The sequence below is a fragment of the Pseudomonas sp. BTN1 genome, assembly GCF_001907715.1.
Taxonomy (GTDB): Bacteria; Pseudomonadota; Gammaproteobacteria; order Pseudomonadales; family Pseudomonadaceae; genus Aquipseudomonas; species Aquipseudomonas paracarnis.
Window position 1 is genome coordinate 183,910 of record NZ_MPBM01000038.1, and the last position, 15,840, is coordinate 199,749.

9 protein-coding genes are annotated in these 15,840 nt (G+C 62.1%); 3 read left to right on the plus strand and 6 right to left on the minus strand.

From position 1 onward, the window contains the following. Nucleotides 1-10: 10 nt before the first annotated feature. A complete protein-coding gene (locus BMH52_RS19485; RefSeq protein WP_014718415.1) occupies nucleotides 11-556 on the minus strand; it encodes a hypothetical protein in 546 nt (181 codons plus the stop codon). A gap of 407 nt (nucleotides 557-963) precedes the next feature. Between BMH52_RS19485 and BMH52_RS19490 the strand changes: the two genes are divergently transcribed. Both BMH52_RS19490 and BMH52_RS19495 read left to right on the plus strand, forming a co-directional pair. After that, complete coding sequence (locus BMH52_RS19490) at nucleotides 964-2,373, plus strand: circularly permuted type 2 ATP-grasp protein (RefSeq protein WP_060767315.1); 1,410 nt, start codon at nucleotides 964-966, stop codon at nucleotides 2,371-2,373. Between the two features lie 2 nt (nucleotides 2,374-2,375). Continuing rightward, nucleotides 2,376-3,326, plus strand: coding sequence for an alpha-E domain-containing protein (locus BMH52_RS19495; protein ID WP_014718413.1), 951 nt, complete (start codon nucleotides 2,376-2,378; stop codon nucleotides 3,324-3,326). 103 nt (nucleotides 3,327-3,429) lie between these two features. On the opposite strand, the gene BMH52_RS19500 is transcribed toward BMH52_RS19495, so the two are convergent. Beyond that, nucleotides 3,430-5,691, minus strand: coding sequence for an ATP-dependent DNA helicase (locus BMH52_RS19500; RefSeq protein WP_073844741.1), 2,262 nt, complete (start codon nucleotides 5,689-5,691; stop codon nucleotides 3,430-3,432). After that, nucleotides 5,688-7,334 carry a VRR-NUC domain-containing protein gene (locus tag BMH52_RS19505; RefSeq protein WP_073844742.1) on the minus strand — a complete coding sequence of 549 codons (1,647 nt, stop codon included), beginning with the start codon at nucleotides 7,332-7,334 and terminating at the stop codon, nucleotides 5,688-5,690. Before BMH52_RS19505 ends, BMH52_RS19500 begins: the two co-directional genes overlap by 4 nt. Nucleotides 7,335-7,523: 189 nt before the next feature. Here BMH52_RS19505 and BMH52_RS19510 point away from each other — a divergent pair, with 189 nt between their 5' ends. Further along, nucleotides 7,524-7,748, plus strand: a complete 225-nt coding sequence (locus tag BMH52_RS19510) for a YgdI/YgdR family lipoprotein (protein ID WP_003191162.1) — start codon at nucleotides 7,524-7,526, stop codon at nucleotides 7,746-7,748. Nucleotides 7,749-7,869: 121 nt separating this feature from the next. Here the strand turns inward: BMH52_RS19510 and BMH52_RS19515 are convergent, their stop codons facing one another. The 3 genes from BMH52_RS19515 to BMH52_RS19525 form a co-directional block, all read right to left on the minus strand. Further along, nucleotides 7,870-9,294 (minus strand): lipase, encoded by a 1,425-nt coding sequence (locus BMH52_RS19515; RefSeq protein ID WP_073844743.1) that lies wholly within the window; start codon nucleotides 9,292-9,294, stop codon nucleotides 7,870-7,872. Between the two features lie 180 nt (nucleotides 9,295-9,474). Further along, nucleotides 9,475-12,582 (minus strand): autotransporter domain-containing protein, encoded by a 3,108-nt coding sequence (locus tag BMH52_RS19520; RefSeq protein ID WP_019820082.1) that lies wholly within the window; start codon nucleotides 12,580-12,582, stop codon nucleotides 9,475-9,477. 205 nt (nucleotides 12,583-12,787) lie between these two features. Then, nucleotides 12,788-15,745 carry an autotransporter serine protease gene (locus BMH52_RS19525; RefSeq protein WP_072434550.1) on the minus strand — a complete coding sequence of 986 codons (2,958 nt, stop codon included), beginning with the start codon at nucleotides 15,743-15,745 and terminating at the stop codon, nucleotides 12,788-12,790. Between the last annotated feature and the right edge of the window lie 95 nt (nucleotides 15,746-15,840).

Sequence of the window (15,840 nt, forward strand, 5' to 3'; positions counted from 1 at the left end):
GTTCGCGTGGTCAGCGCAGTGGATTGTCCACCTGGATATAGAACGCATAGATGCCCAACACCAGCCAGAACACCATGAACAACCACGGCGCACGCATGGAAAACAACAACGACTTGCGATAGCCCTTGTGGCTCGACTCCACTTCGGAAAACAGGGGCGACTCATCGTAGGCCATGCCCATCACTGGCTCGCTGCGCAGCAATTCGCTTTGCTTGTAGTGCCAGTGGTCGATGATTTCATACGCCGCACGGATACCGGGCCAGGCATTCAGCGAACTGAGAATACCCAGCGAAACCAGGAAGATCGGCACCACCAGCGTGAACAGCTTGCCCCATTCCGGGTTGAGGTTGCCCATGCCGGAGACAAAGGCAATCACCAGGAAGGATTGCGCGGTCAGGTAGGCGTCGGTGCGGTTGGCCAGGATGCTGGTTTCGTACTGGATCTCGCGCCGGTAAAAGTCGAGGCGGTCCTTGGGCGAGCCGAATATCTTTGCGTTGTGTTCGCTGTGGTCGTTCAGGGCCGCTTCCGGAGTGTGGGGGGAGATGATTCTGGACACGACGGTGCTCCACAAGGTGACGAAACTCCTTAGAAGAATCGGGGCCTTGTGAAGTTCAAGTAGGTTCGCGCACCAATTCAGGGCGACCGCCGCCCTCTGTAGGAGCGAGTTAGCTCGCGAAATACGTCAACGCTAACGCGGGCTGCCTGATTAAACGCGGTGCCGGTGAGTTTTTCGCGAGCAAGCTCGCTCCTACAGGGGATTAACGGCATTCCGGCACAGGCATTGCTTTATCCATTCACCATCCCGAAAACAGGAGCATGCGTTACCCCCCGACCCAGAGCCGCCCCCATAAGAAAGTAAGGACCAGGTCTGTTGGCACCTTCAGCCACGGGCTCATAAAAACATGCGTTTTTTTAAGCGGCAGTGCCACCCAAAGCCACACTGGGCACTGACAAGGTACTGGAATGGCTCGATCTTTCTTTGATGAAATGAATGACGCAAACGGCGTTTGCCGTGCGCATTATCAGGACTTCTCTCGCTGGCTGGCCCACACGCCGCCGGAACTGCTGGCCCAGCGTCGCCGTGAAGCGGATTTGCTGTTCCATCGCGCCGGGATCACCTTCACCCTGTATGGCGACGAGCAAGACACCGAACGCCTGATCCCCTTCGACATCATTCCCCGCAGCATCCCCGCCAGTGAGTGGAGCCTGATCGAACGCGGCTGTATCCAACGGGTCAACGCGCTGAACCTGTTTTTGGCCGACATCTACCACGACCAGCGCATTATCAAGGCCGGGATCATTCCCGCCGATCAGGTCCTGGGCAATGAGGGCTATCAGAAAGCCATGGTCGGTCTCGACCTGCACCGCGGCATCTATTCGCACATCTCGGGCGTCGACCTGGTGCGCGACGGCGACGGTACCTACTACGTGCTGGAAGACAACCTGCGCACCCCCAGCGGCGTGAGCTACATGCTCGAAGACCGCAAGATGATGATGCGCCTGTTCCCGGAAGTGTTCGCCAAGCAGCGCATTGCCCCGGTGGACCACTACCCCAACCTCTTGCTCAAGACCCTCAAGAGCGCCAGCCGCCTCGATAACCCGAATGTGGTGGTGTTGACCCCTGGGCGCTTCAACAGCGCTTTCTTCGAACACGCGTTCCTTGCCCGGGAAATGGGCGTGGAACTGGTGGAAGGCGCCGACCTGTTCGTGCAGGACCTCAAGGTGTTCATGCGCACCACCGACGGCCCCAAGGCCGTGGACGTGATCTACCGACGCATCGACGACGCTTTCCTCGACCCCCAGGCGTTCAATCCCGAGTCGATGCTCGGCGTGCCGGGGCTGGTGGCGGCTTACTGCGCCGGCAATGTGGTGCTGGCCAATGCCATCGGCACCGGGGTGGCTGACGACAAGTCGATCTACCCCTACGTACCCGCGATGATCCGCTTCTACCTGGACGAGGAACCGATCCTGCAGAACGTGCCGACCTTCCAATGCCGCAAGCCCGATGAGCTGTCCCATGTGCTGGCCAACCTGGAGCAGTTGGTGGTCAAGGAAACCCAGGGCTCCGGCGGCTACGGCATGCTGGTGGGCCCGGCGTCGACGGCCGCCGAGATCGAAGACTTCCGCCAGCGCATCAAGGCCCGCCCCCATGCCTATATCGCTCAACCCACCTTGAGCCTGTCCACCTGCCCGACCTTTGTCGAAAACGGCATCGCGCCCCGGCACATCGACTTGCGACCCTTCGTGCTCTCGGGCAAGGAAACCCGCCTGGTGCCCGGTGGCTTGACCCGCGTGGCGCTGAAGGAAGGCTCGCTGGTCGTCAACTCGTCGCAAGGCGGTGGAACCAAGGACACCTGGGTGGTGGAGGGCTGAGTATGCTGAGTAGAACAGCTGCAGATCTGTATTGGATGTCGCGTTATCTGGAGCGCGCCGAGAACCTGGCACGCATGCTGGAAGTCAGTTATTCGTTGTCCTTGATGCCCCAGGCCGGGCGCAGCGATGGCCTGGATGAACTGGCGATGTCGTTGCTCAGCAGCGGCACCCTGGACAGCTACCTGGAGCGGCACCAGACCCTGGATGCCGAACGCATGTTGCACTTCTTTGCGCTCGACGCGCAAAACCCCGCGAGCATCTACAACTGCCTGCGTGCCGCCCGAGGCAATGCCCATGCGGTACGCGGGCGCATCACCGCCGACATGTGGGAAAACCTCAACGCCACCTGGCTGGAAATGCGCAGCATCGCCGCCGGTGGCCTGGCACGGCATGGCATCAGCCACTTCTGTGATTGGGTCAAGCAACGCTCGCACCTGTTTCGGGGCGCAACCTCGGGCACCATCATGCGCAATGACGCCTACCGCTTCATTCGCCTGGGCACCTTTGTCGAACGTGCTGACAACACCTTGCGCCTGCTGGATGCGCGCTATGAGATGTTCGGCGAGGAGTCGGAAGAAGTCAGCGACGTATCGGCACGCGGTTATTACCAGTGGAGCGCCCTGCTGCGCGCGTTGTCGTCGTTCGAGGCCTATACCGAGCTGTATCCGAATGCCTTGAATGCACGCTCGGTGTCAGAGTTGCTGCTGTTGCGCAGCGATGTGCCGCGTTCGCTGCATGCCTGCATCGAGGAGTTGAGCCATATCCTGGCCGACCTGCCCGGCAGTTATGGGCGCACGGCGCAACGCCTGGCGGCGGAGTTCGAGGCGCGGCTGCGGTACACGGGGATTGATGAGATTCTGGAAGATGGGCTGCACACTCGGCTGACAGAATTCATCGACACCGTGCGTGAGTTGGCGCGGGAGATACAAAGCTCTTACCTGGAAGTGGTCTAACACAAACCTGTAGGAGCGAGCTTGCTCGCGGAAAACTCACCGGCGCCGCGTTTATTCAGAAAACCCGCGTTATCGTTGACGTTTTTCGCGAGCAAGCTCGCTCCTACAGGGGGGTGATCGCCCACCAGCGCGGCAGCAACTGGCGCACCCGCGATTCGCCAAAGCGGTCATCGATCAGCATCACCACCCCGCGATCCTGCTGGCTGCGGATCACCCTCCCCGCTGCCTGCACAACTTTCTGAATACCGGGATACAGGTAGGTGTAGTCATACCCCGCGCCGAAAACAGCGCCCATACGTGCCTTGATCTGCTCATTCACCGGGTTGAGCTGCGGCAAACCCAGGGTGGCGATAAACGCACCGATCAGGCGCGCTCCGGGCAGGTCGATACCTTCGCCAAACGCACCGCCCAGCACCGCAAAGCCAATGCCCTGGCTGTGGTGGGTGAACTGCTCCAAAAAGGCTTGGCGCTCGGCCTCGGCCATGCCCCGCGCCTGCAACCACAACGCAATCTGCGGGTGCCGTTCGGCCATTAACTGGGCCACCTGTTGCAGGTAATCGAAGCTTGAGAAAAACGCCAGGTAGTTACCCGGTTGCGCAGCGAATTGCCGCGCGAGCAGTTCCACGATAGGTTCCAGCGACGCCTGGCGATGCACAAACCGCGTAGAGATGCGGTCAACGACGCTGACCTGCAATTGCTCGGCCTTGAACGGTGATGCCACATCAACCCAGGCGGTATCCGCCGGCAGGCCCAGCAAGTCCGCGTAATAATGGCGCGGGCTCAAGGTCGCGGAAAACAGCACACTGCTGCGCGCGGCGGTCAGCCTGGGCCGGATGAACTCGGCCGGCACCACGTTGCGCAGGCACAGAGTCGAGCTATTGCGCTTGCCGCTGAACGAGCGCTTGGTGATATCGAAGATAAAGTGCTCATTGAACAGCTCGGCCACTTTGGCCCATTGCAGCGCGTCGAAGTAGAAGGCTTGCAGGTCACCGCTGAGGGCTTCGGGGTGGTCGTTGAAGTAGTCGCCCATGGCGCTGGTGCACAGGCTCAGGGCCTGGAGCAGTTTGTCAGGTTTGGCGGCGTACGCCTGATACGGTGCGAGTTGGTCCTTGTGCAAGGCATTCCACTCACGGTTCAAGCGCTGCAAGGGTTTGTTCAGGGGCTCGGGCGCGTTATCGCGCAAGGTCTTGAGGCTGTACTGGTCCAGGCTGGCGCTGTACATCGAGCGCGCGCGTTCGACCAGGTTGTGCGCCTCGTCCACCAGCACCGCGACACGCCACTGGTTGAGCTGGGCCAGGCCGAACAGCATGGCGCCAAAGTCGAAGTAATAGTTGTAGTCGGCGACGATCAGGTCGCTCCAGCGCGCCATTTCCTGGCTCAGGTAGTACGGGCATACCTGATGGGCCAGCGCCACGTTGCGCAGGCTTTGTTGATCGAGCAGGCGCACCTTGGACGCGGCCTGGCGGGCGGCAGGCAGGCGGTCGTAAAAGCCCTTGGCCAATGGGCAGGAATCACCGTGGCAGGCTTTGTCCAGGTGTTCGCACGCCTTGTCCCGGGCCACCAGTTCAAGCACACGCAGTGACAGCTCGGGGCTGCTGTCGTACAGCACCTGGGCGGCATCCAGCGCCAGCTTGCGCCCGGGCGTCTTGGCGGTGAGGAAGAACAGCTTGTCCAGTTGCTGCGGCGCCAGGGCCTTGAGCAGCGGGAAGATGGTGCCGATGGTCTTGCCAATACCCGTGGGCGCCTGGGCCATCAGGCACCGGCCCGTAGTCACCGCTTTGTAGACCGACTCGGCCAAGTCGCGCTGCCCGGTACGGAAGTCGACATGGGGAAACGCCAGGCTCTGCGCGCCAGCGTTGCGTGCCGCACGGTGCTGCATCTCCTGCCGGGCCCAGTCCAGGAACAGCGCGCATTGCTGATTGAAGAACTGCTCAAGGTCGGGTGCATCGAACCGCTGGTTCAGCACGGTTTCGCCTTCGCCGACGATGTCGAAGTACACCAGCGCCAGGTCGATATGATCGAGCCCGAGTTTCTGGCACATCAGCCAGCCATACACCTTGACCTGGGCCCAGTGCAGTTGCCGATGGTTGGCGGGCTGGGCAGCGAGGTCGCCACGGTAGGTTTTGACTTCTTCCAGGCGGTTGGCGTCCGGGTCGTAGCCGTCCGCCCTGCCCCGCACCTTGAGCTGCTGGTAATCGCCCTCCAGGGTGACCTCGTGCTGATAGTGCGCGCTGCGCCGGGATGCCACCGTGCGATGGCCGACGATGCCTTCCTGGGCGCTGGGCGACGGCGTAAAGCGCAGGTCGAGGTCACCGACCTTGGCCGTGAACTCACACAGCGCCCGCACGGCCACGCTGTAACTCAAGCGGGTTGCTCCGCCCAACGCACGTAGCAGACGGTGACCGGCATCTGGTACTCGCCGCAGAACGCCAGCCAACGCAACTGGTTGTCTTGCAGGCGGTCGCCGGGCCCCTTGACCTCGATCATGCGATAGGTGTTTTGCGCCGGCCAGAACTGGATGAGGTCCGGCATCCCGGCCCGGTTGGCACGGATATCCTGCAACAGGCGCGTGAACCAATGGCGCAAATGCTCGGCGGGCAGGCAGGCCAGGGCTTGCTCCAGCAGGTCTTCGCTGAGCAGGTTCCAGAACACAAAGGGCGACTGGATGCCCCATTTATCCACGTAGCGTTGGCGGATGCTTGCCTTGTAGCGACCGTCCTCCAGTTGCGCAAAGCACGCGGCAAACAAGGCTTCTCGGCGTTGATAAAAGTCCTCGCTGTGCAGGTCCGCCGGCCCGCGCTGGAACGGGTGGAAGAACGCCCCCGGCAGCGGCGCAAAAATCGCCTCCCAGCACAGCAAGCCAAACAGCGAATTGATCAGGCCATTCTCGACGTAATGCACCGGTGCATCCGGTTCGCTCAAGTGCGCCAGCACGCAGGATTCCACCGACAGCAGCGGTTCCTGCACCAGCGAAAGGTCCAGGCGTGCCACCGCTTGGGGCTTGGCCCTGGGCAGCGCCGGCCCGCCGAGTTTGCGCCGCAGGCGCGGCACTACGCGAAGCAGGTGTTGGTGTTCCGCTGCGCTGTGTGGGGCCTGTTGCGCCTCGGTCGCCAGGGCCATGGCTTGGGCGTAATCCTCCTGACGTTCCAGTACGCGGATCAGCCGCGCCCGCGCGCCGGGATGAGTGCAATTGCGGTAGATCTGTTCGGCCAGTGCCAGCTCGGCGCACCGTTCGCAATACTGGCCGATCTGGAACAGCAGCTTGGCACGACGCTTTTCCAGCCACGGGTTGTCGGTACACAACGTGGCGACCTGCGCCAACACCGTATCCAGTGCCTCACCGGCTTCAAAGGCTTGCTGGCACTGGTGCAGGAATAAAAACCCATGCACGTCGTCACGGCTGCGTAAACCACGAGACTCGGCGCAGAACTCGACTTTTTCATAGGTATAGATGCCCAGATCTGCCAACACGAATTCCGACCAGTCCTGGTGCAGGTTGCCGAAGAACATCAGGCGCAGGCGATCACACAACTCCATCACTGTCAGGCTATACAGCACATCGCCCACGTCGGGACACCACTGGGTAAAGCTGCGCGGTTCGGTAAATTGCGCCGCCAAGGGTTCAAGCCAGTCGGCCTTGTTGCCCTTGGGTTGGTCGATCCAGGGCCTGAAGGCGCCGAGCAATTCACTTTTTTGCAGCAGGGCGAACAGGGTGGCAAACGGCAGCGGGCTTTGATCCTCCACCCACCCCAACTCACGCAGTGGCCCCGCCGCCGCATGAGGGCAACCGATTTCCAGGTAATGGAGCTTGGTGGCGCGAAAATGCACGCCCTTGCGCATCACCATCCGCACCAACAACGCCTGGGACGCCAGAGGCAACCTGTCAAATTGCTGAATGAAATGCTGTTCGTGCGCATCGAGCAAATCGGCATAGCGCTGCCCCAACCAAACCAGCACTTGGCGGAAGTTATGCAGGTAATACAAGGGATCTTCGAGGGGGTTGGCCATGGCGCAGAGCAATCAAATACTGGTTATGCATACAGAGTGCCGGGGCAAAGCGGTTGTTGCAATCAGTAATAGATAAATGGCGCCTGCAACTTTTTGCAAAAAAACAATCTGATGAGGGGGTTGATCAAGTAATATTTATGGCCGCGCAGCCAGACGCTGCGGGACTTTTCAGGGTTAAAGGTAAGGGTTATGAACATGAAGAATTTGGGTCTGCCACTGGTTGCACTCACTTTTCTGGTATTGGCCGGTTGCTCCACGCAAACCGTGGTGACCTTGCAGAACGGCACGCAGTATTTGACCAAGGACACGCCCAACGCCAAGACCGCCGACGGCTTCTACGAGTTCACCGATATTGCCGGCAAGCGTATTCGTATCAAGGCCGATGATGTGGCCACGGTGCGTAAGGAAAAGTGATCTTCTAGCAACACCCCATCAAATGTGGGAGCTGGCTTGCCTGCGATAGCGATTTGTCAGTCACCGCATGGCTGTCTTGACCGCCGCCATCGCAGGCAAGCAAGCTCCCACACCGAATACGTTAGCTGATGACTATCCCCTCCCCCGACAGACTGCTCACACCCACCAGCGTCACCGAATCCGTACCAAAGCTAATGACGGTATCCGCGCCCACCACCTTGACGTGGTCGCGGTAATCGGTGCTGCCCGCCACGTCGTTGAACACCAGCTTGTCCGTCGTCTGGTAGCCAATCACCCGGTCATTGCCAAACTGCCCGCTGAACAAAAACGTGTTATGCCCGCTGCTGTCACGGATGGTGTCATTGCCCTTGCCACCTTCGATAAAGTCCGCGCCCCTGCCGCCTTTGATCAAGTCGTCGCCGTCACTGCCGATGATGAAGGTATTGCCCTTGTGCGCCTCGGCATTGCGGTTGAGGTCTTGCACCCAGGTGGTGGCCCGTGCCGGATCGGACAGGTTGGCGACGATCACCGTCGAGTCGCGGGTCATCTGTTCGTAGAAGCCCGAGTCGAGGATGCGGGTCATGCCGTCGCCGTAACCGGTGGGCAAGTGCGAGACCCAGGTGGGCAGGTTGAGAATGGAAAATGGCAGCAGGTTCCACAGGGATGAAGCGTAGTGGTCGTTGAAGCTGACGATGTTGTCGGTGCTCGACTCGTGGGGCTTGTCGTGCACGCCCAGGGACGACAGGTTGAATGACGAGCCATCCAAGGCACGGAACACCGGGTCGTTTTCATAGCCGACGTTAAGCACCTTGTCGCCGGCGCTCTGGGTCGGCGACGCGTAGGCCACGTAGTTGGAGTCCTTATAGAACCCCGACCAGCTGTTGTCGCTCAAGTCGGCCATGCTGTTGACCGCGAGGCCCCCAAGGCTGTGGCCGCTGACCACCACGTCATTGCCGCCCAGGCCCTGGGCACTGGCGTAGTCCGCCACGTTTTTGAGCAAGCCGCCAAAGGCTTCCCCCGCGTAGTTCTTGGCATAGTCCTTGGGCCCGAAGGCGGCGAGCAGGTCGCTGATCACATCGCCGATGGAGTCGGTGATCACACTTTCCCGAGGCCCCGAAGTGCCGCGAAAACTGATGCCGAGCTCCAGCAGCTTGCCCGCGTCATCGTACTTGCCCAGCACCTCGGCCTGCGCCGTGCCGTAGCCGAATTTTTCGCCAAAGAAGGTGCCGCGTTCATCAACCTTGCCGCTGTAGCCCAGGGTACTGGCGCTGATGGGCGTCCAGCCGGCTGCTTGCACCGCCTCCAGGGCGGCTTTTTCCGAGTCGGGGTTCCAGGGTATCCCGGGGATGACCCCTTGGGCATTGCTGCCGCCAATCAGCGCGCTGACCAGGGTGGCAGGCAAGCCCAGCCCGAGGCCGTTGTTCTGGTAACCGACGGCAAAGCCGTTATCCAGGTTGTGGTAGGAATACAGCGTGATCGCCATGGCATCGGCGAACAACGCCTTGGAGTCCTCGGTACCGAGGTTTTTATAGTCAAAGATACCCATTGGTAGTGCCTCTCTGTTGTTGGATTTGTAGAGAAAGCCAAAACACCTGTTATCCGTTACCCCCCTGTAGGAGCGAGCTTGCTCGCGAAAAACTCAAGTGCGCCGCGTTCCTTCAGGTGGAACGCGTCATCGTTGATGATCTTCGCGAGCAAGCTCGCTCCTACAGGGGTTTTTGAAGCTTTAGAACGCCCAGTCCAGGCTCAAGCCGACGCCGTGCACCTTCTCCTTGCTGGCCAGCAAGCCGTTGTAATCGAAGTTCACCCGCGCATCCTTGCTCAATGCCAGGCTGACCCGTGCTCCGACCAACGCGGCATCGCGCACCATTGGCGCACTTTCCACCGTGAACGACGGGCCGCCCGAGGCAAACGCCAGGTGCTGCTCCGAATCGGTGCTGCTCAGGTTGTGCTGCCAGCCCAGGGTGCCGGAGACTTCCAGTTGCTGATGGTCGTTGATATTGAAGGTCTTCAAGGCACGCATACCCAGGGTGCTGAGCACCAGGTCACGGCTGTCGTCGCCACTTCTCAGCGCGGCGGCGTCGCCCTTCTCTTTGAAGCTGTCAGTGTCCAGGTGCACGTAGGCCAGATTGGCGAACGGCTCCAGGGCCAGCGGTTGCAGGTTGATACGGTACGCCGCCTCCGTGAATACCTGGGTGCTGTGGGCATCGACCTTGGCTTTTTGCTTGCCGCTGACGTCGCCGTATTGCAGGTCGCGTTTGACATCGGCGCGGTGCCAGCTGTAGGTCGCGCCGCCACTCAGGCGCCAGGCGCCGATTTCATGCCCGGCATAGGCGCCGAAATGATAGCTGTCGACCGAGGCGCGGCTGTGGGTGCCGCTGCCCATGTTCAGCGACGTGTCGCTGTAGCCGGCCACCAGGCCGATGCGTGTGGCCTCATCGAGGGCGCCGTCCACACCGGCGAGCATGCCGCCGATAGAGGTGGTGTAGCCCGCCGTGTCGTTGCGGCTGTCGGTCTTGCCCCATGCACCCAGTGCCTTGACCCACACGTTGCCACGGCTGTCGATGGCTTGGCTGGTAGCGCCCATCTCGCCATTGCGCAGGCGTTCGCCCACCGCTTCGCGTACGTAGCGGCTGTCATTGACCAGTGCGGTTTCCAGCGCCGGGTATACCTCCCCGCTCAGTTGCTGGAACGCGCCTTGAGCCGAAGCGGCCGTGGGTGCCAGCAGCAAGCTTTCATACACGCCATTGCCTGCGCCCAATTGCTCGGCGGCGGCGGCCACGGCGCGCTGGTTCGGCGTAGCCGCCACGCTGGCGAAGCTGTTAGTGCGTGCCACATCCAGCTGCACACCGTTGGCGGCGTAGTTCAAGGTGCCGCCGACAAACAGGTAATTGGGCACCACTGCCGCGAAGCTACCGGTGACGCCGCCTGCCGCTTGCAGGATGTTGTACTGACGGCCGATCAGGCTTTGGGCCTGGGTGGCGCTCAGCAAGGTCGGGCTGTTTTCCAGGGCAAGAGTCACGGTGCCGCCGTTGAGGGTGGCCGTGCCGCCGGCGACGATGCGATCGCTGCTGGTGGGCGACAGTTCTACCGCGTAGGTCGAACCCGGTTCAAAGTTGACGTTGCCCGCCACGTTCAAGGTGCCGATGGAATTGCCCGGCGCCACGGTGCCGCCGCTTTTCGCGCTCAGCGAACCGATACGCCCCGAACCACCGACCACACCGCTCTGGCTGACGGTAACGTCGGAGGTGACCGAACCGTTGATTGCCAGCAAGCCCTGGTTGACCAGCGTCGGCCCGCTGTAAGTATTGGCGCCGGTGAGCACCAAGGTACCGATGCCTTGCTTGGTCAGGCCGCCATGGCCCGAGATGTCGTTGCTCCACACATCCCGCCCGCAGTGCAGGTCATCGCACACACGCTGGGTGGGTTTGCCGGCATCCACCACCGCGCCGACACCCGGCAGGTCCGCGACGAACTGGCCGCTGCCGTAGGCGCCGTCGATACGGAACTCGGCCGGGATATCCTCAGCGGTGATAAACATCCCGGGGCCGTTGACCGCCTTGCCCAGGTTGATCATGCCCCAGCCATACAGCGAATCGATGCCCGGCGCGCCGAGGTCGGTGGCGGTGGTCTTGAGCACGGTGGAGATCTGGTCGCCGCTCATGTATTGGAAGCGCTCCATCAGCACCGCTGCGGCGCCTGCCACGTGAGGTGCGGCCATGGAGGTGCCATTTTTGTTGGCCCAGTCGGTGGTGAGGTTGCTCAGGTCGGTACCGTTGATGATCGAACTGTAGATCTTGGTGCCGGGTGCCGACACGCAAAAGCTCGCCGCATAGCCACAACGCGAGGAGAAAGTACTGATCACATACGGATCGGGGCTTGCCGTATTCGGGTTCTGCTGGAGGGCCGCGACGGACAGCCAGTTAGGCGCGATCTCTGGCACAAAATACGCAAGGCCGGAAATCGCATCCGGGTTGTTGAGGTTGTAGTCATTGCCTGCAGCAAAGATGGTCAGCACACCGCTGCGGGCCGCGTCGATGGCGCCTTGGTACGCGCCACCTGCTAGGGTGCCAAGGATCGGCCTGATGGTATTGAACTGCGCCTGGGCTTCGTTGACGGTGAAATTGGGGAACGCCGGATCGCGGCCGCCCTTGGCGTACTGATCACCGATGCCGATGCCCCAGCTGTTGTTGATGATACGCGCGCCACTGGCGACCAGCCCATCCCAGCCGGCCTTGTACACGGCGCCGTCGTTGCCGAGGATGATCCCGTCTTCCGGGCCCGGGTCACCGTTTTCGGCGGTGAGGATTTGTGCGTTGAACGCCACGCCGTGCATCGGCCCGCCATCGCGGTTACCGGCCGCAATGCCGCCGACATGGGTGCCGTGGTTACCCAGCTTGCCGTTGGAGTCCTTGGACGGCGTGCCGTCGTAGCGGAACGCGTCGCCGGCCTTCACCGGGATATACGGGTCGGTGTATTGGCGAATGCCCTCGGTGACAATCGTCACCACCTTGTCGGGGCTGGCAAACTCCGGGTGCTGGGCGTACACCGGCTGGTCGAAGATCCCCAGCTTGACGCCCTTGCCGGTATAGCCAGCCGCATAGGCGGTGTCGGCGTGCACGGCGCCCAGGCCCCAGTCGGCCTTGAACTCATTGCTGCGCCAGCTGGCGGCGTCGCCCAGTTTGCCGGTTTCCACATAGGGTGCAGCCTGGGCGGTCCCCAGGCTTGCCAGGCAACACAGCAACGCGCCGTATGGCACGCAGCTCAGCGCCTTGAGCGGATAGCCCGGGCCTGTGTGGATGGCGGTAGTTAACCCTGACTTGCTTTTTTTCACGGTGACCTTCCTTAGTTTTCTTATTGCACGTGTGTAAATCACTTTCTCCAGAACACCGCCGCTGATCATTCCCACGCTCCGCGTGGGAATGCGGCCCCGGACGCTCTGCGTCCCAAAGCGTGACGCGGAGCGTCACAAGAGGCGTTACCACGCGGAGCGTGGGAACGATCAGCGGAGCGTGGGAACGATCAGGTTCACGGTGTCTTCAGAACTGCCAGTTCAGGCTCAAGCCCACGCCCTGGGTTTTCGCGCGCCCACCCAGCTGGCCGTTGTAATCCAGGTTGACCCGCGTCGACGCATTCAACGCCAGGCTGGCCTGCACGCCCACCAGGGCAGCGTCGCGCAGCAATGGCGCACTGCGCACCGCAAATGAAGGCCCGCCGGCGACAAACGCCAGGTGTTCCTCTGACTCCACCGCCGTCAGGCTGTGTTGCCAGCCCAACGAACCGGACAGGTCCAGTTGCTGGTGGTCATTGAGGGCCAGGGTTTTCAGGGCGCGCACACCGAGGGTGCTGAGCACCGCATCACGCCGGTCGCTGCCGCGTTCCAGGGCAGCGGCATCACCTTTTTCGTGGAAGGACTCGCTGTTCAGATGCACATAGGCCAGGTTGGCGAACGGCTCCAGGGCCACCGCTTGCAGGCGGATGCGGTACGCGGCTTCGGTGAAGACCTGCGCCGTGGTCGCGTCCAGCTTGGTTTTTTGCTTGCCGCTGACATCCCCCCATTGCAGGTCGCGCTTCACGTCGCCGCGATGCCAGCTGTAGGCACCGCCGACGCTCAGGCGCCAGTCACCCAGCTCGCGCCCGGCGTACGCGCCAAAGTGGTAGCTGTCGATGGACGCCGATGAATGGGTACCGCTGCCCATGTTCAAGGAGCTGTCGCTGTAGCCGGCAACCACACCCACGCGGGTCTGCTCATCCAGCGCGCCGTCCACACCCGCCAACAGGCCGCCGATGGAGGTGGTGGACCCCGCCGTTTCAGTGCGGCTATCAGTCTTGCCCCAGGCGCCCAGTACTTTGAACCACAGGTTGCTTTCACCGGCCACTGGCACATGGCGCAGGCGCTCGCCCACGGCGTTACGCAGTTGCAGGCTGTCGTTGATCAGCATCGCACCCACAGCCGGGTAGATTTCCCCGGACAGTTGTTGCAAGCCCTGCTGGGCCACGGCAACCGATTGCGACTGCAGCAGGCTTTCATACACCGGGTTGCCGGCGCCCAATTGCTCAGCAGCCACCGCGACGTTGCGCTGGTTGCGGGTCGCGCCGACGCTGGCGAAGCTGGCGTCGTTGCGCCCCACGTTCAGTTGCACGGCATTGGCGGCGTAGTCGAGGGTGCCACCGAGGAACAGGTAGTTGGGCAGCACTTGCCCGAACTGGCCCTGAATGCCGCCCGCCGCCTCGAGAATCGAGTACTGCCGGCCGATCAGGCTTTGGGCCTCGCTCTGGCTGAGCAAGGTCGGGCTGTTTTCCAGCGCCAGTGTGACGGTGCCGCCGCCAAGAATCGCCTGGCCACCGGCGACAATGCGGTCACTGCTGGTGGGCGTCAGCTCCACGGCATAGGTCGAGCCGGCGCCGAGGTTTACGTCCCCTGCCACTTGCAAGGTGCCCACGGAATTACCCGGGGCCACACGGCCGCCGTTGTTTACCGACAACGCGGCGATACGCCCGGAACCGCCGAGGGTGCCGCTGTCATTGACCGTCACTGCTGAAGTCAGCGAGCCATTGACCGCCAACAGACCGCCGTTGACCAGGGTCGCACCGCGATAGGTGCTGTCGCCGCTGAGCACCAGGCTACCGGCACCGGCCTTGATCAGGCTGCCCTCGTACACACGCTGGGCCGCCGCTTGGTCGCGGGCACTGCCGATGGCGTAATCAGTCTGGTCCTGCTGGCTGGCAGAGGCACCCACGCCGTTTTGCCAACCCTTGTCGATCAGGGTTTGCTGCCAGGCCGTGTGCTCGGCGCGGTCCTCGGCCTGGCGCTGGATGAGCGCCTGGTCGGAGATGCCGTTGCTCCACACATCGCCCTGCCCGGCGGCCAGGTTGACCTCCATGGGCCCGAGCAGTTGCCCAGGACCGTGCATCGCCCGGCCCAGGTCAGGCACGCCCCAGCCGACAATGGCGTTGGGCGCCTGGGTGATCGAGCCGTCGAGCTGCGTGGCGGTGGTCAGCAGCACCTGCAAGGCTTGCTCGTTGGTCATGTAGGGATAACGTTCCATCACCAGCGCCAACGCGCCGGTGGCATGGGGCGCTGACATCGAGGTGCCGGACTTCACCCCATACCCCCCGTCAGGAATGGTGCTGTTGATCAGCGCGCCGGGGGTAGAAATACACCAGTACTTGGCGACGCCGCATTTGTTGTATTTCTGGTTATTGGCCTTATCCAACCCGGACACGGCCAGCCAGTGGCCTTCCAGCTCCGGCTGGAAATACGGCAAGGCCGAGCGCACGCTGGCGTTGGCATAGCCGCTGTTGCCGGCGCTGAACACGTTGATCACACCGGCCTTGGCCACGTCCGCGGCCGCGTCCAGCCAAGTGCCACGGTTGTAATGCTGGGCGTACGCCGCGTGCATATTGTCCAAGGTCTGGTAGCTGACGTCCTTGGGCTGGCTGCCCCAGCTGTTGTTGATGGCGCGCACGCCGGAATCCACCAGTGCGGTGTACACGGTCTTGAAGTATTTGGGGTCTGGCGTGGGGCCGAACAGGAAGCTGTCGTTGGCGTTGGTGTTGCCCACATAGACCTGCGCGTTGTAAGCAACGCCATGCATACCCACGCCGTCGCGGGCGGCGCCCATGGTGCCGGTGACGTGGGTGCCGTGGGAATCATTGTTCGGGTTGAGCGCGCCCGTGGTGCTGAAGGCGCTGCCATCGACATAGGTGCCCGTGGCGGTGACCGGGTGGAAACGGTCTTTGGAAGCTTCCGGGTGATTGGTATCGAACCCTGAGTCCAGCGCACCGATTTTCACGCCTTGGCCGCTGATCCCGGCGGCGTAGGCTTCATCGGCCTTCATGCGGCCCAGGCCCCAGTCGCTCTGGTACTCGGCGGAGCGCCAACTGGCGGGGTTACCCGGTTGGCCGGTCTCGGTGTATTGCGCCTGTGCCGCAACGGACAGCAAGAGCAAGGAACCTGCGGTGAAGGGTTTGAAACGTGGTGAATCGGTGATCATGTGCACACTCCCTATTATTGTTATTCCCCCTGTAGGAGCGAGCTTGCTCGCGAAGAACTCACTGGCACCGCGTATAGCCAGGATGTCCACGTCAT